The 20,315-nt window shown below is 71.7% G+C and carries 20 protein-coding genes, 1 pseudogene and 2 riboswitches; of the genes and pseudogenes, 13 read left to right on the top strand and 8 right to left on the bottom strand.

Annotated elements, in window-relative coordinates; translation table 11 throughout:
* Window positions 1-28: 28 nt before the first annotated feature.
* The 6 genes from AXW62_RS33540 (at window position 29) to AXW62_RS33515 (ending at window position 5,780) form a co-directional block, all read left to right on the top strand.
* Window positions 29-817, top strand: a complete 789-nt coding sequence (locus tag AXW62_RS33540; RefSeq protein ID WP_063817709.1) for a DUF881 domain-containing protein — start codon at window positions 29-31, stop codon at window positions 815-817.
* Window positions 818-947: 130 nt separating this feature from the next.
* Complete coding sequence (locus tag AXW62_RS33535; protein WP_236255747.1) at window positions 948-1,775, top strand: FHA domain-containing protein; 828 nt, start codon at window positions 948-950, stop codon at window positions 1,773-1,775.
* Window positions 1,776-1,792: 17 nt separating this feature from the next.
* Window positions 1,793-2,545, top strand: coding sequence for a transcriptional regulator FtsR (gene ftsR, locus AXW62_RS33530; protein WP_060947786.1), 753 nt, complete (start codon window positions 1,793-1,795; stop codon window positions 2,543-2,545).
* Between the two features lie 52 nt (window positions 2,546-2,597).
* Complete coding sequence (locus AXW62_RS33525) at window positions 2,598-3,071, top strand: bifunctional nuclease family protein (protein ID WP_014058684.1); 474 nt, start codon at window positions 2,598-2,600, stop codon at window positions 3,069-3,071.
* A gap of 167 nt (window positions 3,072-3,238) precedes the next feature.
* On the top strand, window positions 3,239-3,865 hold the full coding sequence (locus AXW62_RS33520) for a MerR family transcriptional regulator (protein ID WP_030824070.1): 627 nt from the start codon (window positions 3,239-3,241) through the stop codon (window positions 3,863-3,865).
* A gap of 115 nt (window positions 3,866-3,980) precedes the next feature.
* Entirely contained in the window at window positions 3,981-5,780 is a 1,800-nt protein-coding gene (locus AXW62_RS33515; protein ID WP_252368831.1) for a DNA polymerase IV, read from the top strand.
* Here the strand turns inward: AXW62_RS33515 and AXW62_RS33510 are convergent.
* Window positions 5,770-6,087 carry a PRC-barrel domain-containing protein gene (locus AXW62_RS33510; RefSeq protein WP_060947785.1) on the bottom strand — a complete coding sequence of 106 codons (318 nt, stop codon included), beginning with the start codon at window positions 6,085-6,087 and terminating at the stop codon, window positions 5,770-5,772. The two genes, AXW62_RS33515 and AXW62_RS33510, sit on opposite strands and share 11 nt — an antisense overlap.
* A gap of 124 nt (window positions 6,088-6,211) precedes the next feature.
* Window positions 6,212-6,309, top strand: a riboswitch (glycine riboswitch).
* A gap of 1 nt (window position 6,310) precedes the next feature.
* A riboswitch (glycine riboswitch) is annotated at window positions 6,311-6,435 on the top strand.
* A 64-nt stretch (window positions 6,436-6,499) separates the two neighbouring features.
* Between AXW62_RS33510 and gcvP the strand changes: the two genes are divergently transcribed.
* On the top strand, window positions 6,500-9,415 hold the full coding sequence (gcvP, locus tag AXW62_RS33505; protein ID WP_060947784.1) for an aminomethyl-transferring glycine dehydrogenase: 2,916 nt from the start codon (window positions 6,500-6,502) through the stop codon (window positions 9,413-9,415).
* Between the two features lie 148 nt (window positions 9,416-9,563).
* Here the strand turns inward: gcvP and AXW62_RS33500 are convergent, their stop codons facing one another.
* Window positions 9,564-9,770 (bottom strand): DUF5999 family protein, encoded by a 207-nt coding sequence (locus AXW62_RS33500; protein ID WP_060947783.1) that lies wholly within the window; start codon window positions 9,768-9,770, stop codon window positions 9,564-9,566.
* Between the two features lie 265 nt (window positions 9,771-10,035).
* A complete protein-coding gene (locus tag AXW62_RS33495; RefSeq protein ID WP_060947782.1) occupies window positions 10,036-10,623 on the bottom strand; it encodes a hypothetical protein in 588 nt (195 codons plus the stop codon).
* A gap of 445 nt (window positions 10,624-11,068) precedes the next feature.
* Between AXW62_RS33495 and AXW62_RS33490 the strand changes: the two genes are divergently transcribed.
* Together AXW62_RS33490 and AXW62_RS33485 are read left to right on the top strand one after the other, a co-directional pair.
* Entirely contained in the window at window positions 11,069-12,571 is a 1,503-nt protein-coding gene (locus AXW62_RS33490; protein ID WP_060947781.1) for a glutamate-cysteine ligase family protein, read from the top strand.
* Window positions 12,572-12,646: 75 nt separating this feature from the next.
* Window positions 12,647-13,456 (top strand): CPBP family intramembrane glutamic endopeptidase, encoded by an 810-nt coding sequence (locus AXW62_RS33485; RefSeq protein WP_102885043.1) that lies wholly within the window; start codon window positions 12,647-12,649, stop codon window positions 13,454-13,456.
* Between the two features lie 362 nt (window positions 13,457-13,818).
* Here the strand turns inward: AXW62_RS33485 and AXW62_RS33480 are convergent, their stop codons facing one another.
* The 3 genes and pseudogenes from AXW62_RS33480 to AXW62_RS33475 form a co-directional block, all read right to left on the bottom strand.
* Window positions 13,819-14,643: a PhzF family phenazine biosynthesis protein gene (locus tag AXW62_RS33480; protein ID WP_060947779.1), complete on the bottom strand. Its 825-nt coding sequence runs from the start codon at window positions 14,641-14,643 to the stop codon at window positions 13,819-13,821.
* Between the two features lie 372 nt (window positions 14,644-15,015).
* A pseudogene (locus AXW62_RS41830) lies at window positions 15,016-15,174 on the bottom strand (dehydrogenase); the annotation flags it as partial.
* 8 nt (window positions 15,175-15,182) lie between these two features.
* Complete coding sequence (locus AXW62_RS33475; protein WP_143712815.1) at window positions 15,183-15,785, bottom strand: hypothetical protein; 603 nt, start codon at window positions 15,783-15,785, stop codon at window positions 15,183-15,185.
* 260 nt (window positions 15,786-16,045) lie between these two features.
* On the opposite strand from AXW62_RS33475, the gene AXW62_RS33470 reads away from it, so the two are divergent.
* The gene (locus AXW62_RS33470) at window positions 16,046-16,699 is read left to right on the top strand and encodes a PadR family transcriptional regulator (RefSeq protein WP_030824096.1); all 654 of its coding nucleotides are present in this window, start codon (window positions 16,046-16,048) and stop codon (window positions 16,697-16,699) included.
* 400 nt (window positions 16,700-17,099) lie between these two features.
* Here the strand turns inward: AXW62_RS33470 and AXW62_RS33465 are convergent, their stop codons facing one another.
* Window positions 17,100-17,528: a type II toxin-antitoxin system Rv0910 family toxin gene (locus tag AXW62_RS33465; protein ID WP_060947777.1), complete on the bottom strand. Its 429-nt coding sequence runs from the start codon at window positions 17,526-17,528 to the stop codon at window positions 17,100-17,102.
* Between the two features lie 214 nt (window positions 17,529-17,742).
* Between AXW62_RS33465 and AXW62_RS33460 the strand changes: the two genes are divergently transcribed.
* Together AXW62_RS33460 and AXW62_RS33455 are read left to right on the top strand one after the other, a co-directional pair.
* Window positions 17,743-18,270 (top strand): Clp protease N-terminal domain-containing protein, encoded by a 528-nt coding sequence (locus AXW62_RS33460; RefSeq protein WP_060947776.1) that lies wholly within the window; start codon window positions 17,743-17,745, stop codon window positions 18,268-18,270.
* A 31-nt stretch (window positions 18,271-18,301) separates the two neighbouring features.
* The gene (locus AXW62_RS33455; RefSeq protein WP_060947775.1) at window positions 18,302-19,291 is read left to right on the top strand and encodes an EamA family transporter; all 990 of its coding nucleotides are present in this window, start codon (window positions 18,302-18,304) and stop codon (window positions 19,289-19,291) included.
* A 61-nt stretch (window positions 19,292-19,352) separates the two neighbouring features.
* Here the strand turns inward: AXW62_RS33455 and AXW62_RS33450 are convergent, their stop codons facing one another.
* Complete coding sequence (locus AXW62_RS33450) at window positions 19,353-20,072, bottom strand: pyridoxamine 5'-phosphate oxidase family protein (RefSeq protein ID WP_060947774.1); 720 nt, start codon at window positions 20,070-20,072, stop codon at window positions 19,353-19,355.
* 36 nt (window positions 20,073-20,108) lie between these two features.
* Here AXW62_RS33450 and AXW62_RS41825 point away from each other — a divergent pair.
* On the top strand, window positions 20,109-20,315 hold a 207-nt coding region (locus AXW62_RS41825), incomplete at its 3' end, for a GntR family transcriptional regulator (RefSeq protein WP_159061018.1).

Below are 20,315 nucleotides of genomic sequence, written 5' to 3'. Positions count from 1 at the left end.
GGCCGGGGGCGCGGCGGCCGACGGGCCCCTGAGCGGGCCCGGAGAGCCCGCGGGGCCCGCCTCCGGCTCCGGGGCCGATCAGGGGCCGGAAGAGGCCCTCACCGGCCGCCAGCGGCTGGTGAAGGGCGTGTGGCCGCCGCGGCTGACTCGTGCGCAGCTGATCGTCGCCCTGCTGCTCTTCGGCCTCGGCCTGGGCCTGGCCATCCAGGTGCGCTCGACCAACGAGAACAGCGTGCTGCGCGGCGCCCGGCAGGAGGACCTGGTCCGGATCCTCGACGAACTGGACTCCCGCACCCAGCGGCTCCAGGACGAGAAGCGCCGGCTGGAGAACCAGCGGACCGAGCTGGAGAACAGCTCGGACCAGGCAGAGGAGGCCCGGAAGCAGACGCTCCAGAAGGAGCAGCAGCTGGGCGTGCTGGCGGGTACGGTGGCTGCCCAGGGTCCCGGCATCACGATCACCATCGACGACTCCCACGGCTCCGTGGAGTCGGACATGCTGCTCGACACCGTCCAGGAGCTGCGGGCGGCCGGCGCCGAGGCGATCCAGATCGGCGATGTGCGGGTGGTCGCCGGCACCTACTTCTCGGACAGTGGTGGCGCGATCCAGGTCGATGGACGGAAGGTGACGCGACCGTACGTTGTGAAGGTGATCGGCAAGCCGGAGGATCTGGAACCGGCGCTGAACATCCCCGGCGGGGTGGTGCAGAGCCTGGAGAAGGAGCAGGCCACTGTGTCCGTACGGCGGGAGAAGAAGATCGTTGTGGATGCCTTGCGATCGGCGAAGCGGCCTGACTACGCTCGGTCGTCATCACGGTGAGGCGGTTCGAAATGAGGGTCTCTCGGGGAGACCATGTGGACGCGGGGGGTCAACGCACCAGAAGATCCGCGCGTGGTGGAAACTGTCTGGTGGTCACGGACGTTGTGAGGATGTCCGGGCCGTCTGGTGTGTGCATCGAGGGTTTGTCCTGCCCCACGGGCGGGTCTGTTTCAGTCAAGGGGAATCGCCCGTGAAGTTGTTCGGGAAGTTGTTCGGCAAGAGCGCCCGCCAGGACGGTGGCAGCAGCACCGCCCGCCACCGCGCCTCGCGTGCCGCGGAGGAGAGCGGGGGGACCGAGGGTCGCCCGCTGTTCCGGGACCAGGTCGGCGCGCAGGGCGCGCCGTCTGTTGACCCCTCCGCGACCGGACCCATAGGTTTCGAGGAGCCATCGGCCTCTCACAGTGGCGGAGGGTTCGGCTTGCCAGTCTGTCAGCGGTGCGGCCACCGGAACGCGGAGGCCAGCCGGTTCTGTTCCAACTGCGGAGCCCCACTGCGGGGCGGATCGTCCTCCGAGCGTGCCTCGGAGACCACCTCCACCATTTCGATCTCGGGTCTCGAGGCGTACGACTCCGAGGTGACCGGGCAGACGCCGCTGCCGTCGCTCAGCCCGGAGGCACAGGCCGCCGTCGAGGCGCTGCCGCTGGGCTCGGCGCTGCTGGTGGTCCGCCGCGGGCCGAACTCGGGCAGCCGCTTCCTGCTGGACAGTGAGATCACCACGGCGGGCCGTCACCCGCAGAGCGACATCTTCCTGGACGATGTCACGGTCTCCCGCCGCCATGTGGAGTTCCACCGCGGCCAGGACGGCGGCTTCACCGTCGCGGACGTCGGCAGCCTCAACGGCACCTATGTCAACCGGGAGCAGATCGACGCGCCGGTGGTCCTGTCCAGCGGCGACGAGGTGCAGATCGGTAAGTACCGGCTGGTCTTCTACCCGAGCCAGCGGGGCGTCGGCATCTGACCCGTCAGGGGAGGTCCATGCTTCAGACACCGTCGGGCGGTGCCGAGACCGGCACCGCCCCCACGGGCGGCCGGGCGATGAGCATCGGCGCCGTGCTGAATCTGTTGCGGGACGAGTTCCCCGAGGTCACCATCTCCAAGATCCGCTTCTTGGAGTCGGAGGGTCTGGTCGAGCCGCGCCGCACGCCGTCCGGCTACCGCAAATTCAGCCGGCAGGACGTGGAACGGCTCGGCCATATCCTTCGCATGCAACGTGACCACTACCTGCCGCTCAAGGTCATCCGGGAGCACCTGGACGCCCTGGAGCGGGGTGAGCCGTTGCAGCTTCCTGCCGTTCCGCAGGGGGCGCCACGGTCCGGGCTGCCCGACGGCGGTACCGGAGCCACCCCGGACGGCCCCACGGCCGCCCGGGTGGGCCGTGCCGAGTTGCTGGCAACGGCCCAGGTCAGCGAGGTGGAGCTGGCCGAATGGGAGTCGTACGGGCTGCTCGCGGCGACCGTGGACGGCGGGTACGACATCGAGGCGGTGACTGTCGCCCGGCTCATCGCCGAGCTCGGTCGTTTCGGCCTGGAACCACGTCACCTGAGAATCATGAAAGCCTCCGCCGAGCGCGAGGCCGGAATGGTCGAGCAGGTGGTCGCCCCACTGCGGTTGCATAGAAACCCGCAGACCAGAGCGCATGCGGAGGCCAGTGCGCGGGAGCTCGCCACGCTCTCGGTACGGCTGCACGAGGCCCTGGTGAGGTCGGCTTTGAGGGCCCAGGAGCAGTGATGGACCGGGCCCCGACTATCCAAACCGGCCGGGCACGTCCTAGGGTTGCTGTGTGAACGAGCTCGACGTCGTGGGTGTCCGGGTGGAAATGCCCTCCAACCAACCGATCGTGCTCCTGCGTGAAGTGGGAGGCGACCGCTACCTCCCCATCTGGATCGGACCAGGTGAGGCGACCGCGATTGCCTTCGCTCAGCAGGGCATGGCTCCGGCACGCCCGCTGACCCACGACCTTTTCAAAGACGTACTCGAAGCTGTCGGACAGCAGCTCACGGAGGTCCGGATCACGGATCTGCGGGAGGGGGTCTTCTACGCGGAGCTGGTGTTCGCCAGCGGTGTGGAGGTCAGCGCCCGGCCGTCCGACGCCATAGCGCTCGCGCTGCGCACCGGAACGCCGATCTACGGCAGTGACGGCGTGCTGGACGACGCCGGTATCGCGATCCCGGACGAGCAGGAGGACGAGGTGGAGAAGTTCCGCGAGTTCCTCGACCAGATCTCGCCCGAGGACTTCGGAACCAGCAGTCAGTGAGCGGTTCGCCGGTCCTCGCTCGCGCATTCGAGTAGCCTTTCCCGGACGAGGGACACGGGAAACCACTCTTAGGGTGATTATCACTCGGCGTGCCGAGTGTGGCGATCGTTGACGCACCCCGGGTGACTGCCTACCTTCAAGATGGCAGGTCGAGGACGGAGGTCGGCGTGAGAAGCACCGGCGACGGCACGGCGGCCGGCGGTCCGTACGCGCTCCAGGGGAGCGCATCGGCCGATCCGGCATTGAAGGCTCGGGTCGCGGCACAGGCCGCACCGCCGCGTGAGCCCGCCGCGGGGGGGACGGAGCGGATCGGATACCGCGGACCCACCGCGTGCGCGGCCGCGGGCATCACCTACCGCCAGCTGGACTACTGGGCCCGCACCGGCCTGGTGGAACCGAGCGTACGGCCCGCGTACGGCTCGGGCAGCCAGCGGCTCTACAGCTTCCGGGACGTGGTCGTCCTCAAGATCGTGAAGCGTCTGCTGGACACCGGCGTCTCGCTGCAGAACATCCGGGCGGCGGTGGCGCACCTGCGCGCCCGGGAGCTCGACGACCTGGCCCAGATGACGCTGATGAGCGACGGCGCGACCGTCTACGAGTGCACCTCGCCCGATGAGGTCGTGGACCTCCTCCAGGGCGGCCAGGGCGTCTTCGGGATCGCCGTGGGCGTCGTCTGGCGCGATGTGGAGAGCGCGCTGTCCCAGCTGCACGGCGAGCGGGTGGACACCGGGGAGACGCTGATCCGGCACAACCCCACCGATGAGCTCGCGGCCCGTCGCAACCGGGTTGGTTAGCTGAGTCCGGCCCTGGTCGGCCGGGCCGGGGCACCGGAGCCCGGGGGCGCCCCCGGACCCGGTTCCCGGCCGTCGTGGCGTCGATTGTCAGTGGTGTGCGGCAGCATCGGTAGATGTGAGGGGTGCGCCGACGATTCTCCATCTGGACATGGACGCCTTCTACGCTTCGGCGGAGCAGGCGGCCAAGCCCAGCCTGCGCGGTAAGCCGGTCATCGTGGGCGGCCTCGGGCCGCGCGGCGTGGTGGCCACGGCCTCCTACGAGGCCCGGGTGTTCGGGGTGCACTCGGCCATGGCGATGGCCCAGGCCCGCCGCCTGTGTCCGAACGCGGCGTTCCTGACCCCCCGCTTCACCCTCTACCGACAGGTGAGCGACGCGGTCATGGCCCTGCTGCACACCCTCTCGCCGCTGGTGGAGCCGCTGAGCCTGGACGAGGCGTTCGTCGATCTGGAGGCGGGCGGTACCGAGCCCACCGCGGAGGCGGCGCGTGCCGTGGGGGAGCGGCTGCGAAACGACATCAGGGCGGTCACCGGGCTGACCGGATCGGTGGGGCTCGCCGGATCCAAGATGCTCGCCAAGATCGCTTCGGAGCAGGCCAAGCCCGATGGTCTGGTGCTCATCGAGCCCGGTACGGAGCGCGATCTGCTCGGCCCCATGCCGGTGCGGACACTCCCGGGCGTCGGCCCCGCCACGGCCGAGGCGCTGCGCCGCGCGGGGATCCACACCGTGGCCGAGACGCGGGAGGCGGGCGAGGCCGAGCTGGTGCGGCTGCTGGGCCGGGCGCACGGCGCCTCGCTGTTCCTGATGGCCAATGGCCGGGACGAGCGGCCCGTCGTGGCCGAGCGGGACGCCAAGTCCATCTCGGTGGAGGACACCTTCGACGTCGACCTCACCGACCGCACCCGGGTGCAGCTGGAGATCGCCCGGCTCGCCGACCGCTGTGTGCGGCGGCTGCGTGAGGCGGGCCGTTCGGGCCGGACGGTCGTGATCAAGGTGCGGCGGTACGACTTCTCCACGCTGACCCGTTCGGAGACCCTGCGCGGGCCGACCGACGACCCGGGGGTGGTGCGGGAGGCCGCGGCCCGGCTGATCGAGGGCGTGGACACCACGGCGGGTGTGCGGCTGCTGGGGGTGGGGGTCAGCGGTCTGGCGGACTACACCCAGGAGGATCTCTTCGCCCAGGCCGCTCGGGCCGCTCAGGCGGCGGAAGCCGCTCAGGCCGCCCGAGGTGCTCAGGCGGCACAAGGTGCTCGGGCCGCTCACGAGGCCCTGGAGGGCGGGCGGCGCACACCGGGGCCCGCGACACCGGAGCATGTGGCAGCGGGCGCGGGAGAGGCTTCTGAGGGCGCTGGGAAGCCGCGGCGCTGGCTTCCGGGCTCCGATGTGCGTCACGCCGAGTACGGGGCGGGCTGGGTGCAGGGAAGCGGGGTGGGCCGGGTCACCGTGCGTTTCGAGGAACCGTGGTCGGAGCCGGGCCGGGTGCGGACGTTCGCCGTGGACGATCCGGCCCTGGAGCCGGCCGAACCGCTGCCGCTGCTGCGGCCCGAGGAGGCCGCGGGCCGGGGTGGGGGTGTGGGCCCGGCGCGGGTTGGTGGTCCGGAGGGGGCCGTGGGCCGGGAGGGGACTGTGGATCTGGAGCGGGGTGTGGGTCCGGAGGAGGTTGCGGGCCCGGAGCGGGTTGGTGATCCGGAGGGGGCCGTTGGCCGGGAGGGGAGTGTGGATCTGGATCGGGTTGGTGGTCCGGGGGAGGCCGTGGGCCGGGGTGGGGGTGCGGGCCCGGAGCGGGGTGGCGGTCCGCAGGAGGCCGTGGGACGGGGCGGGGCCGCCGGTACGGGGCCCGCAGACGCGGGTCCCGCCGCCCCGGCGGCGGGCACCAGCCGGGGTGGGAACAGGGGCGGGGCCGTGGTCAGCCGGTGACGTCCAGCCCGTAGTGGTGGTACAGCTGCAGCTCCTGCTCGGGGGAGAGATGGCGGCCGACCCCGAAATCCGGGGAGTCCTTGATCAGCGCCCGGTCGTACGGCACCCGCAGGGTGTCGCCGACGACCTCGCTCGGTTCGAGCGGTACGAAGACGTCCCGGCTGAACAGCCCGGTGCGTACCGCCGCCCATTCGGGCTCGCCGGTCGCGTCGTCGAGATAGACCTCGTCCACGGTGCCGATCTTGGCGCCCTCGCGGTCGAATGCCTTGCGGCCGATCAGGGTCCGCGGGTCGATATCCGTCTGCACGCTCTCTCCCACAGGTGGCAAGTGGCCGTTGGTACCTACAAAAGGCCACATCCCCGCACTCGGCCACTCGAACGCCCGTGACCGACGCCGCCGGCAGAAGCGCTGGTACGCTGACTGTGGCTGCAGACCCCGTGCGGGAGAGTCCTCCGCCGACGCTGTCGGAGGCGCCGAAGGAGCAAATCCTCCCCGGAATCTCTCAGGCACACGTACCGTGCGGGTGAGGTCACTCTGGAAAGCAGGGTGGGCCACGGGCGAGCAGAGCTCCGGAACCCCTCCTCACCGACGGTGAAAGCCGGTCAGGCGGCATGCGGACCGGTGAAGCTCTCAGGTTGAGATGACAGAGGGGGAGGCCGTCCGGGCACCCACGCCGTGGTGCCCTCGCCGGTCGTCACAGACCAGGAGGCCCCCGCAGATGACCGCCAACCGCATCGCACTCTCCGACTTGGAACGCGGTACTCCGTTCGAGCAGCGCCATATCGGCCCTGATGGCGAGGCTCAGGCCAAGATGCTCGCCCAGGTCGGTTTCGGTTCGCTGGACGAGCTCACCGAGGCCGCCGTACCGGACGTCATCAAGAGCGCCGGGGCGCTGGGGGCCCTGCCCCCGGCCCGCAGCGAGCCGGAGGTCCTCGCCGAACTGCGCGGACTCGCCGACCGCAACCAGGTGCTGCCGTCGATGATCGGCCTCGGCTACTACGGCACCTTCACCCCTCCGGTGATCCTGCGCAATGTGCTGGAGAACCCCGCCTGGTACACCGCGTACACGCCCTACCAGCCGGAGATCTCCCAGGGCCGGCTGGAGGCGCTGCTCAACTTCCAGACCGTCGTCGCCGATCTGACCGGGCTGCCCACCGCCGGTTCCTCGCTGCTGGACGAGGCCACCGCGGCCGCCGAGGCCATGGCGCTGTCGCGGCGTGTCGGCAAGGGCAAGGAGGGCGTCTTCCTGGTCGACGCCGACTGCCTGCCGCAGACCATCGCGGTCATCCGGACCCGCGCCGAGCCGACCGGTGTCGAGGTCGTCGTCGCCGACCTGACCGGGGGCATTCCGGACGAGGTCGCCGAACGCGGGGTCTTCGGTGTGCTGCTGCAGTACCCGGGCGCCTCCGGTGCGGTGCGCGATCCGCGCCCGGTCATCGAGCGCGCCCATGAGCTCGGCGCCGTGGTCACCGTCGCCGCCGACCTGCTCGCGCTCACCCTGCTCACCTCGCCCGGTGAGCTGGGCGCGGACATCGCGGTCGGCAGCAGCCAGCGGTTCGGCGTCCCGATGGGCTTCGGCGGACCGCACGCCGGTTTCATGGCGGTGCGCGACGCCTACGCCCGCAACCTTCCCGGCCGTCTGGTCGGGGTCTCCGTGGACGCCGACGGCGACAGGGCCTACCGGCTGGCGCTGCAGACCCGTGAGCAGCACATCCGCCGGGAGAAGGCCACCAGCAACATCTGCACCGCACAGGTGCTGCTGGCCGTGATGGCCGGGATGTACGCCGTCTACCACGGCCCGGACGGGCTCGCGGCGATCGCCCGCCGCACCCACCGCTACGCCTCCGTGCTCGCCGAGGGGCTGCGGGCCGGTGGTGTCGAGGTGGTGCACGGAGCGTTCTTCGACACCGTCACCGCGCGGGTACCGGGGCGGGCCGCCGAGGTCGTCGCCGCGGCCCGCGAGGCCGGGGTCAACCTCCGGCTGACCGACGCCGACCACGTCGGCATCGCCTGCGACGAGACCACCGGCCGGGCGCAGCTGTCCGCGGTGTGGTCCGCCTTCGGGGTGGACGGCGGAAGCGGTGACGCCGCCGGGATCCCCGGGATCGACGAGCTGGACGCCGCGGCGCCCGACGCGCTGCCCGAGGCCCTGCTGCGCCACGACGGCTACCTGGCCCACCCGGTCTTCCACCAGCACCGTTCCGAGACCGCGATGCTGCGCTATCTGCGGCGCCTGGCCGACCGGGACTACGCCCTGGACCGGGGCATGATCCCGCTGGGCTCCTGCACCATGAAGCTCAACGCCACCACCGAGATGGAGCCGGTCACCTGGCCCGAGTTCGGCGCGCTGCACCCCTTCGCGCCGGCCGAGCAGGCCCAGGGCTATCTGACCCTGATCCGTGAGCTGGAGGAGCGGCTGGCCGAGGTCACCGGCTACGACAAGGTCTCCCTCCAGCCGAACGCCGGATCGCAGGGCGAGCTCGCCGGTCTGCTGGCGGTGCGCGCCTACCACCGGGCCAACGGCGACCCCCAGCGCACCGTCTGCCTGATCCCGTCCTCCGCGCACGGCACCAACGCCGCCAGCGCCGTGATGGCCGGAATGAAGGTCGTCGTGGTCAAGACCGGCGAGAACGGCGAGATCGACACCGGCGATCTGCGCGCCAAGATCGAGAAGCACGGTGCGGAACTGGCCGTGCTGATGGTCACCTACCCGTCCACCCACGGGGTGTTCGAGGAGCACATCACCGAGATCTGCGCGGCCGTGCACGACGCGGGCGGCCAGGTCTACGTGGACGGCGCCAACCTCAACGCACTGGTCGGGCTCGCCGAACCGGGCCGGTTCGGCGGTGACGTCTCGCATCTGAACCTGCACAAGACCTTCTGCATCCCGCACGGCGGTGGCGGCCCCGGCGTCGGCCCGGTCGCGGTGCGCGAGCACCTGGCGCCCCACCTCCCCAACCATCCGCTGCAGTCCGCGGCGGGCCCGGCCACCGGCGTCGGCCCGGTATCGGCCGCGCCGTGGGGCTCGGCGGGGATCCTGCCGATCTCGTGGGCGTACATCCGGCTGATGGGCGCCGAGGGGCTGCGCCGCGCGACCCAGGTCGCGGTGCTCGGCGCCAACTACGTGGCCAAGCGTCTCGAGCCGCACTACCCGGTGCTCTACACCGGCCCCGGCGGGCTGGTCGCCCATGAGTGCATCGTGGATCTGCGCCCGCTGACGAAGGCCACCGGAGTGACCGTCGACGATGTGGCCAAGCGCCTGATCGACTACGGCTTCCACGCGCCGACGATGTCGTTCCCGGTCGCCGGGACGCTGATGATCGAGCCGACCGAGAGCGAGGACCTGGCGGAGCTGGACCGGTTCTGCGAGGCGATGATCGCCATCCGGGCCGAGATCGAGAAGGTCGGCTCCGGTGAGTGGACCAAGGAGGACAATCCGCTCCGGAACGCCCCGCATACGGCGGCGTCGCTGACCGGGGCGTGGGACCACCCCTACTCCCGGGAGGAAGCGGTCTTCCCGGCCGGGGTCTCGGCGGCCGACAAGTACTGGCCGCCGGTGCGGCGGATCGACGGGGCCTACGGGGACCGCAACCTCGTCTGCTCCTGCCCGCCCCTGGAGTCCTACGAGGGCTGAGCGGCTTCTCCCGGCGCCCCCGGTGGTGCCTTCGGTGGGGCCGGTCCGGCGATGCGCCGGGCCGGCCCCCGTTTTTTTCGGGGCTCGGTTCTCCCTCGTTGTCGCTGGGAGATGCCCCGCCGTGCGTACCTGCCGTCCGTGGCGGCCGTCAGGCCGCGGTGACGATGTGCTCGGAAGCCAGCGGTCGGCACGGTGCGATGACGCGTCCGTCCGGCAGCAGCTCACCGGTGTCCTCGAAGAGCAGGACGCCGTTGCACAGCAGGCTCCATCCCTGCTCCGGGTGGTGCGCCACCAGATGGGCGGCCTCCCGGTCGGCGGAGTCGGCTGACGGGCAGGGTGGTTGATGCTGGCACATGACAGGGTTCTTTCGCTGCGGAGTGGTGAATGTCCTGCGGCTCGCCGCGGCGTCCATGGCCGCCCCCCGTGGTTGAGTCGGTCGATTGCTCCAGTGTTGCCCCACGGCCTGGAATCCGCAGGGATTTCGCGGTACCGGTCTCGCTCGATAATGACGCATCGCCCGCCCGGAGGGTTCATCGCCGCCGGACTCTGTTACCAGGATGCGTCGGAGCGCCCCGTGACCCGGTGGTCACGGGGCGCTCCGGTCCTGATGGAAGCCCAGGTCAGGCGGGTGAGCCAAGCAAGGGGGCGGGGGCGAGCCGGTGGGTGAGGACGGGCAGCAGATCGGTTGCGCGACGCGCCCGGTGGGCCGCGATACCGGGCGGGGCCGGGGCGAGCGGCACCAGCAGGTCCCCGGCGCCGAGGGCGCCTTCGGCGCCGTCCGCCGTCAGGTCGCCGTGCAGCCAGAGCGTGACCATGTAGAGCTCGGGGATGGACAACAGCCGGGGCTGGTACGCCGAGGGCAGCGACTCGGCCTGGTGCAGGGCGAGTTCGGCGGAGCGGACGTAGGGGCCCTCGGAGAAGTGCGAGAAGGTCCAGCCGCCGGCGGTGAGCACCGCCTCGGCGGCGGCCACCGTACGGTCGCCGTCGCGGATCAGGAAGCGCCAGCCGGTGAGCCGGGCGCGCGGCGGGCCGTCGGGGGTGGTGATGTCGTCCAGGACATGGACGGGGAGCGGGAGTTCGGGTTCGAAGGGGCCGGTGAGCGTGGAGAGTGCCGGGGTGCGGGCCTCGCGGACGGCGGTGGGGGAGTCAAGGGCCGTGAGGACGCTGCGCAGGGCGGGCACGGGGGCCGGGGGCACATGCAGCGGCATGGTGGAACGCCTCTCGCTTGGGAGACACGGTGAAGCGATAGCGGGCCGGGTTTGGGCGGCGCTGTCGGTGGAACACGGGTCAGAGGGGAGCCGGAACAAACCGTTCGGGCGTTGCCTCTCTGCCTCGGTAACCGAGTTTATACGACAAGTGTTCCCGTTGTGTTTCAGCTAGCTGTTGTCGATATTACGGACAAGAGGTTATCCAGACCCCGGGACGGCGGGGATTTCCCCCCATTCCGTGCCAGATGAACTGATATGACCTGGCATTTTGCGGCCCGTGCGATAGGCTGGATCTCGTTGGTCCATTTTCCCGGTGCAATGCACAGTTCCTGAGAGCCTACCGGCTGGGTGGGGATCGCGGGGCGTTATCGATCACATTGGTGGGCATCATCGAGCGTGGCGAACACGGCTGGCGCCGATGATCCACTCGAGGAAGGACGCTTCGATGGGGGAGAAGCTCATAGCCGGTGAGTTCGACCCGTCCGGCCGAGGCCGGCAGCGTGTCCGGTTGCGACAGTGCCTGGACGGGTTGGGCCGGCTCCTGGACGACAGGCGATTCGACCGCCCGAAGAATCTCATGGGGCTGGAGATCGAGCTGAATCTCGCCGGGACCGACGGACTGCCGAGGATGATGAACGCGGAGGTTCTGGAGCGCATCGGGAGCCATGATTTCCAGACCGAACTCGGGCAGTGCAATCTTGAAGTAAACATCGTGCCCCACCGTTTGCACGGACGCGTTCTCGACCAGCTCTCGGAAGAGCTCCGAACCGGTTTGTCATATGCCGATCGCAAGGCGCGAGAAGTGTCCTCCGAGATCGTTATGATAGGGATTCTCCCCACTCTCGCCGCGAGCGACCTCGGATCCACGAACCTCTCCTATGACGACCGTTACAAACTCCTCAACGAGCAGATGCTGGCCGCCCGCGGCGAGGATTTCCTCATCGACATCGAGGGCCGGGAGCGATTCCGGTACGCCAGCGCCTCCATCGCCCCCGAGGCGGCCTGCACCTCCGTCCAGCTCCATCTCCAGGTCACCCCGGGACGCTTCGCGGATGTGTGGAACGCGGCGCAGGCGGTGGCCGCCGTACAGATCGCGGTCGGCGCCAACTCCCCCTTCGTCTTCGGCCACGAGGTCTGGCGCGAATCCCGGCCGCCGCTGTTCCTGCAGGCCACCGATGTGCGTCCGCCGGAAATCGCCGCCCAGGGGGTGCGTCCGCGCACCTGGTTCGGCGAGCGCTGGATCGGGTCCGCCTACGAACTCTTCGAGGAGAACCTGCGCTACTTCCCGCCCCTGCTCTCCGTCGGCCAGGACGAGGACCCGCTGCGGGTGCTGGACGAGGGAGGGGTGCCCGAGCTCCAGGAACTGGCGCTGCACAACGGCACGATCTACCGCTGGAACCGGCCCGTCTACGACGTCGTGGACGGCGTGCCGCATCTGCGCGTGGAGAACCGCGTGCTGCCGGCCGGGCCCACCGTCACCGATGTCATCGCCAACGCCGCGTTCTACTACGGACTGGTCAGGGCGCTCGCCGAGGAGCCGCGCCCGGTGTGGACCCGGCTGCCGTTCCCGGCCGCCGCCGCCAACTTCGACGCCGCCTGCCGGCACGGCATCGACGCGGTCCTCCAGTGGCCCAAATCCGGCCGGTCGGCGTCGCTGACGCGCACCTCCGCGGTACGGCTGGTCCGCGAGGAACTGCTGCCGCTCGCCGCCGCCGGCCTCGACTCCTGGGGCGTGGAGCCCGCCGACCGCGACCGCTACCTCGGCGTGATCGAGGAGCGCTGCAAGCTGCGGGTCAACGGCGCGTCCTGGCAGACGGCCGCCTACCACCGGGCGCTGGGCGGCGGGCTCGACCGGGACGCCGCGCTCGCGGCCATGACCCGCCGCTACTGCGCCCTGATGCGCACCGACGCACCGGTGCACACCTGGCCCGCCGACCCCTCCGGGTGACGGTCACACCGTCGACCACGACCACGTATTGTCCGGTGAGCGGGGCGGACGCACCGATGAGGCGGACAAGCGGAAGTGGGGACAGGAGTGCGGTCACAGGCGTGGGGCGCGGAGGCGGCGGTCGAGGACGGGCTCTCGCGGCGGACGCTGCGCAACGAGACGCTGCTCGTACTGGCGCTGTCCCTCGGCGCGAGCGCGCTCTCCGCGCTGATCAGCTTCGTCGGCTCGGTGACCAAACCGGGCGGGCTGAAGGACCAGGCGGCCACGCTGAACTCCTCCGCGGCACCGGGACGGCCCTGGCTGGACCTCGCCTGGCAGCTGTTCGGGATCGCGACCGCGCTGGTGCCGGTCGCGCTCGTCGCCCATCTGCTGCTGCGCGAGGGCGCCGGGCTGCGGGTGATCGGCTTCGACCGCGCCCGGCCGCGGTTCGACCTGGGGTGGGGCGCCGCCATCGCGGCCGCCATCGGCGGCACCGGGCTGCTGCTCTACCTCGGGGCGCGGGCGGCCGGGGGCAATCTGACGGTGGTGCCCGAGTCGCTGCCCGACGTGTGGTGGAAGATCCCGGTGCTGATCGCCTCCGCCGTGCAGAACGCGGTGCTGGAGGAGGTGGTCGTGGTCGGCTATCTGCTGCGCAGGCTCGGGCAGGTGGGCTGGACTCCGATGGCTGCGCTGCTGGCCAGCTCGGTGCTGCGCGGCTCGTACCACCTCTACCAGGGGATCGGCGGCTTCTTCGGCAATCTGGCGATGGGCGTGATCTTTGTGCTGCTCTACCGCCGCTGGGGGCGGGTCGGGCCGCTGGTCGCCGCCCACGCACTGATCGACATCGTGGCCTTCGTCGGATACGCCCTGCTGGCGGGCCGGGTGGACTGGCTGCCTACGGCCTGAGCGGCTGGGTGGACCGGCAGTCCACGGTCTGAGCGGCCGGGTGGGCTGGCTGGGTGGACCGGCAGTCCACGGTGTGACCGGCCGGGTGGACTGGCTGCCCACGGTCTGAGCGGCTGGGTGGGCTGGCCGTCTACGGTCTGAGCGGCTGGGTGGACCGGCCGTCCACGGTCTGACCGGTCGTCCACGGTGACCGGCCGTCCGCCGATGCGCCGCGCCCGACCCGGTCGCCCCACGGCCCGGCTGTCCTTCGGCCCGCCGTCCCCCGCCCCGGCCGCTCCTCGACCCGTTCCCTGATCCGCGGCCGTCCCCCGCCCCGTCCGTCTGACGCGCCGTCCCTGCCCCGACGCCCCGGCCCGTGGGTCTCAGACCAGCAGTTCGCCGTCGATGACGGTGACGGCGCTGCCCGTCAGCAGCGTGCGGTCGCCGCGCAGCGCGGTGCGGACCAGACCGGTGCGCGCCGACACCTGCAGCCCGGTCAGCTCGTCGCGGCCGAACCGGGCCGACCAGTAGGGCGCGAGCGCGGTGTGCGCGCTGCCGGTGACCGGGTCCTCGTCGATGCCGACGCCCGGGGCGAACATCCGTGAGACGAAGTCGTAGCCGCGTGTGGGATCCTCGGCGGCCGCGGTCACGAGGAAGCCCCGGTGGCCGATCCGCTTGAGCGCGGCGAGGTCCGGGGCCAGGGCGCGCACGGTCTTCTCGTCGGCCAGTTCGAGCAGGAGATCGTCGATGTACGGGCCGGCCCGATGGGCGGACACGATGTCGGCGCCGATCGCCTCGGCGACCTCGGCCGTCTCCCGGGGCACCTCCAGCGCGGTCAGTGAGGCCGTGGGGAAGTCCAGTGTGATCGTGCCGCCGTCGTCGGCCGTCGCCGACAGCACCCCGCTGAGGGTGGCGAAGCGGACCGTGCCGGTCGCGGCTCCCGTGGTCCTCAGAACATGCGTGGTGGCGAGCGTGGCATGGCCGCACATGGGTGCTTCGGTGGTCGGGGTGAACCAGCGCAGCGCCCAGTCGGCCTCCGCGGCGCCGGGGAGCGGGTGGGCGAAGGCGGTCTCGGCGAGATTGACCTCGGAGGCGACCCGCTGCAGCCAGCCGTCGTCCGGGAAGGTGTCGGTGTCGAGGAGGACGACCCCGGCCGGGTTGCCGGCGAAGGGGCGCTCGGTGAAGGCGTCGACGATTCGTATCCGCATACGGCCGACCGTAGGCGGCCAGTGGCCTGGAGAACCATGGCCAATCGTCCGGGAGTGGCTCCTGCACTGGGGGGTGGTGGCCCTCGACGCCACCGGGCTGGTCCGGATGGCGTACGGGTCGGCCCGCATGCCCTCGGCGGCGGCGGTCGCGGAGGTCACGAGCCAGTCCGCCGGCACCCGGCGGCGGCCGACGCCACGCTGACCGCACGATCGGGCGGTCAGCGTGCGGCGGAACGGTCCGTCGGGCCGGAAGCGGTAGCACTCCACGCCACTGGCCTCGTATCGGCGGTCGCGTCGGGCCGTACCAGGGGTCGCACGCCAGGGCTGACACGTCGGCCAGGGCTTACCGAGTGGTTACGACAGGTCCGGGGGTCACCAGGGGAAGACGCCGTCGTCCTCGAAGCACGAACCGGTCGGGCCGCCGCCGGGCAGCGTGGCGAGCCGGATCGCCGTGGCCGCGCCCTGCTCGGGAGTGCGGGGGCCGTGGAAGCCGGTGAATTCGGTCGCGACCAGGTCCGGGCAGGCGGCGCTTCCGCGCCTCACTTCTCGGAGATCTTGGCGCGGGCATCGGCCAGCAGCTCGAAGGCGTGCTCGCGGTCCTGCTCCAGTGTGCCGTCGACCCCCTCGACGGTGACGGTGATCAGCTCCCTGCCCTCGCCCGCGTAGGCTGCCACCCTGCCGCCGACCAGGAACTCCTCGGGAGGGTCGGCCCGGTAGGTGCCGCACGCCCCCTTGGGCCCCTTGAATGCCTTGGTGACTCCGTCGGCCGACGTGGCGTGACACTTCTCGCCGACGTACTCGGCCACTTGGGCGGGGTCGTGCCAGCGGAGGATCTCCAGTGAGAGCTTCGCGGAGGTGTGGAGCGGTCCGCTCGTACCGCGGCCCGCCTCCCTGACCGAGATATTGACCAGGCACGACCCCTTGCCGTTCTGGAAGTGCCCGTTGACGTCGGCGAAATCGTTGTCGCCGAGCGCCGCGGCGACCGTTTTCGGCTTCAGGTAGTGGCCGCAGCGGGTGTTCACCGCCTTGGTCAGCTCTGTGGTCACCGAGGGGCCGGAATCGCTCTTGCCGCATCCTCCGCACCCGGTCACCAGCAGCAACGCCACGATCAACCCGGTCCCGGCCGACCCACTGCGACGCATCTCCGCCCCCATCACCCCGGCGTATCACCGCTACCTGTTCATGGCGGCAAGACCTTAACAGGCATGCCGGGGCCCGTGGTTGAGTCCACGGCTCAGCAGACGGCGAGGTCGCCACCAGGCGGATCTCGATGACGCTCACCCCGGTCGAGAAGCGTGAGCACGGCCTGGCCACGTCCTCGGCCGGGGTGGGGTTGTCGTTCGCCAGTTTCCGATATATCGTTGAGGTGTCGTGATGGATCGATGAAGAAAGGAGCGTCACGATGCGTTCCCATGGATATGGACGTGACCATTTCGGGCCCGGCCACCGTGGCCGGGGCGATGGTGAGCAGCGGCGCGCGGCCTTCGGCCCGTTCGGGCCCGGTTTCGACGGGCCGCCCTTCGGCGGGCCCCCGTTCGCCGGCCGTGGCCGCGGCGGACCCGGCGGCCGGATGCGCGGGCGGGCACGGCGCGGCGATGTGCGCGCCTCGATCCTGGCCCTGCTCAAGGACCGCCCGATGCACGGCTACGAGATGATCCAGGAGATCGCCGAGCGCAGCGGAGGGGCCTGGCGGCCCAGCCCCGGCTCGGTGTACCCCACGCTGCAGCTGCTCGAGGACGAGGGGCTGATCAGCAACGAGAGCGGGGGCGGCAAGAAGCTGTTCGCGCTCACCGACGCCGGCCGCGCCGAGGCCGAGGCGGGGCCCGAGGCCCCGTGGGAGGAGGCCGGACGCGGGGTCGACTGGGAGGCCATGCAAGAGATCCGTCAGGCCGGATTCGGGCTGATGGAGGCGTTCTCCCAGGTCTGGCGCACCGGCAGCGCGGAGCAGCGGCAGAAGGCGGTCTCCGTCATCAACGAGTCGCGCAAGCGGCTGTACCTCATCCTCGCCGAGCAGGACGAGGAGAAGGGCGGTGCCGGGCAGGGTGGCGAGAGCTGAGCCCGAGCCCGGCCGTGTGCGTGCCCCCGTACGGGTACGGCCGTGCGGGGGCACGGTTGTGGGGGGAGTGTGGTCGTACGGGGCTCGGCCGCGCGGGAGCCCGGCCGTTTGGGGCGCGTTGTGGGGGGAGCGTGGTCGTACGGAGCTCGGCCGCACGGGGGCGCGGTCGTACGGGGATCCCGGTTGTGCGGGGGCGCGGTTGTAGGGGAGCGTGGTCGGATGGGGCTCGGCCGTACGGGAGCCCGGCCGCACGGGGCGCGTTGTGCGCGGAGCCCGGCCATGCGGAGCCCGGCCGTGTCGGGGGCCCGGTCGTACCGGCCCGGCTAATGCGGGGCCCGGTCGTGCGGGGCGCGGGGGCCGGGGGCGCCGCCGGTGGATCTCCGTGGCGGGAAGGGCGGTCCTAGACGACCAGTGCGCCGAGCCTGCGCAGTGACTCGTTGAGCGCGCTGGTCGCCGAGTCCTTCAGCTTTCCGGCCATCAGGGAGATCGCCGCCCCCGTGAACTCCCCGTCGACGCGCACCGTCGTGGCGTCGCCGTCCGGTGTGAGGGTGTAGCGCATGACGAGGTTCACCCCCATCGGGCCCTTGCCTCGCGTGGTGAGCAGCCGGGCGGGTTCGCACTCCTCGACGGTCCAGGTGACCTCGGCCGGAAAGCCCATCAGCTTCATGTTCTCCTGATAGGTCGCCGCCACTTCCAGGGTGGCCGGGCCGCCCTGCGGAAAGCTGGTGTGGGTGGCGTTCCAGTCGCCGTACGTGGAGAAGTCCGTCAGCCGGGCCCAGACCTTCTCGGCCGGTGCCTCGATGCGTGTCTGCGCGCTGACCTCGGCCATGGGGGTGTCCCTTCCGCGTTCCGGGCGGTGTGTGGTGCGGCGGTGCCGGGCAACGTAGCCCCGGGGGTCCGAACATTCAATACTGACGAACCGTCAGTTGCCGCTCCCTCCTCCCCGAGGAGGAGAACCGGTCATCCACGCACAACCACGGCGGGATGCGCACATGCTCCCCGGCGAGGATGCTCCGGTCCCAAGGGACTGATGGGGTGAGAGGGTGCGAAGTCGTCCCCTTTCCGTCGGCCGGAGCGACGCCGGATGCGAGGACCGGGTCAGTGAGGTGGTGGCCGCCGTGATCGCGGGGGCCCGCCGGCGCGCCGTACGCGATGGCGACCAGCAGATCGACACCGCGCATCTGCTGCACGGCCTCCTGGAGTCCGACCCGGACGTCCGGGAGGTGTTCCCCGGCGGCCCGCCCCAGGTGGTGCGGCTGCTGGGGTATCTGGTGCAGCGCACCATCGGCTACGGGCTCCGGTGGAGCGGCACCGTGGAGTGCGCGGGGGCGGCGCGGGGGGTGGGCGGTGGGATGGCCGGATGGTCGCCCGCCGCGGCGGCCGCCCTCAGGGCGGCGGTCCACCGCGCCGCCTCCCGTGGCGCGTCCCGCGCCGGTGGCCCCGACCTGCTCGCCGCCCTCGTCCGCGACCGGGAGTGCCGTGCCATGGAGGTGCTGCGGCGCGCGGGCGTCACCGTCGAACCGCTGGTCACCGCCCTGGCGGGGGAGAACTGCCAGCAGTCACCGGGATGACGGTCCTGACGCGGGCTGACATGATGGCCCGGTGCACGTATCCGGATCCCACCCTCAGCAAAGGAACGCCGGTCTGGGGCTCGCCCTGCTGTCGGCGCTCACCTTCGGCGGCTCGGGTGTCGCCGCCAAACCGCTGATCGAGGCGGGACTCGCGCCGCTGGAGGTCACCTGGCTGCGGGTGACCGGGGCGGCCCTGGTCCTGCTGCCCCTGGCCTGGCGCCACCGCCGGCTGCTCACCCGCCGCCCCGGCCTGCTGATGGGGTTCGCCCTGCTGGCCGTGGCCGGGGTGCAGGCGTGCTACTTCGCGGCCCTGTCCCGGATCCCCGTCGGCGTCGCACTGCTCGTCGAATACCTCGCCCCCGCGCTGGTGCTGGGGTGGGTGCGGTTCGTCCAGCGCCGGCCGGTGAGCCGTGCCGCGGCGATCGGTGTCGTCCTGGCCGTCGGCGGGCTGGCCTGTGTGGTGGAGGTGTGGTCCGGGCTGAGCTTCGATCCCCTCGGCCTTCTGCTCGCCTTCGGCGCGGCCTTCTGCCAGGTGGGCTATTTCGTCCTCTCCGACCACGGCGGCGACGGCCGGGACCCGGCGGATCCGCTGGGTGTCATCGCCTACGGAGTGCTGATCGGGGCCGGGGCGCTGACCGTGGTCGGCCGGCCCTGGCGCATCGACTGGACGGTTCTCGCCGGCCGCGCCGATCTGGCGGGGGCCCGCGTCCCCGCGCTGCTGCTGCTCGCCTGGATCGTGCTGGTGGCGACGGTGGTCGCGTATCTCACCGGGGTGCTGGCGGTGCGCCGGCTCTCCCCGCAGGTGGCCGGGGTGGTCGCCTGTCTGGAGGCGGTCATCGCGACCGTTCTGGCCTGGGTCCTGCTGGCCGAGCACCTGGGCGTGGCGCAGGTCGTCGGCGGTGTGGTGGTGCTGGCCGGTGCCCTGATCGCCCAGACCTCCGCCCCGAAGGCCGCCGCGGCCGAGCCGGTGGCGGCCTCGGTTCCGGTGGCGGGGGAGCGGGAGCTCGCCTCGGGAGGGTGACCGCCCGCCGCCCTGCGCGCACGGCCCGCCGGCGCGGTCCGGAGGGCGGCGGGGCGGCCGGTCAGAGCCGGGTGAGGTAGGCGGGCACCGGCGTGTCGGGCGCGAGGTCGTCGGCGGGGACCGGCGCGCCGTAGGCGCGGGCGACGGGTATCACGCCACTCCAGTGCGGGAGCCCCAGATCCTCGGCGTCGTCGTTGGGCCCGCCGGTGCGGATCTTCGCGGAGACCTGCTCGAGGTCGAGGCGGAGCACGGCGGTGGCGGCCAGTTCCTTGGCGTTGGCGGGCCGGGAGTCGGCGGCGCGGCCGGGCACCACATGGTCCACCAGGGCGTCCAGGGCGGTGGTGCGCTCGGCCGGGTCGGTCACCGGGCGGGCGGTGCCGTGCACCACCACCGAGCGGTAGTTGATCGAGTGGTGGAACGCCGAGCGGGCCAGGACCAGCCCGTCGACATGGGTGACGGTCAGACACACCGGCAGTCCCGGCTCCTCGGCGCCCGCCCGGCCGGCCATGCGCAGCGGACGCGCCCCCGTCGAGCCGTGGACGTACAGCCGCTCCCCGACCCGCGCGTAGAGGGTCGGCAGGACGACGGGGGCGCCGTCGCGGACGAAGCCCAGATGGCAGACGTAGCCCTCGTCGAGGATGGCGTGCACCACCTCCCGGTCGTACGAGGCGCGCTCGCGGGAGCGGGTCGGCACGGTCCGGTCGGTCGGCGGGTAGGTGGTGTCGGGCGCGGTGGTCGCGGCGGTGGCGGCGGTGGCGCCAGCGGCGTCCGGGGCGGTCATTTGCGTCCTCCATTGCACTAGTGCAATATGGTGTTTGTGCTAGGAGAGTATCCGATCGCAGGTCGTCGCGCAGCCGAGATCGCGGCCAGTGTGGAGCGCGCCGTCGGCGCCGGTGAGCTGTCACCGGGCCAACCACTGCCGCCCCTGCGCGAGTTGGCCGAACGGCTGGGCGTGAATCCCAATACCGCCGCGGCCGCCTACCGTGTGCTGCGCGAACGGGGCGTGATCGAGACGGCGGGGCGC

The organism is Streptomyces hygroscopicus subsp. hygroscopicus (assembly GCF_001553455.1).
GTDB lineage: Bacteria > Actinomycetota > Actinomycetes > Streptomycetales > Streptomycetaceae > Streptomyces > Streptomyces hygroscopicus.
The sequence above is the reverse complement of the archived record's forward strand: the minus strand, read 5'-3'. Positions and strand labels throughout refer to the sequence as shown.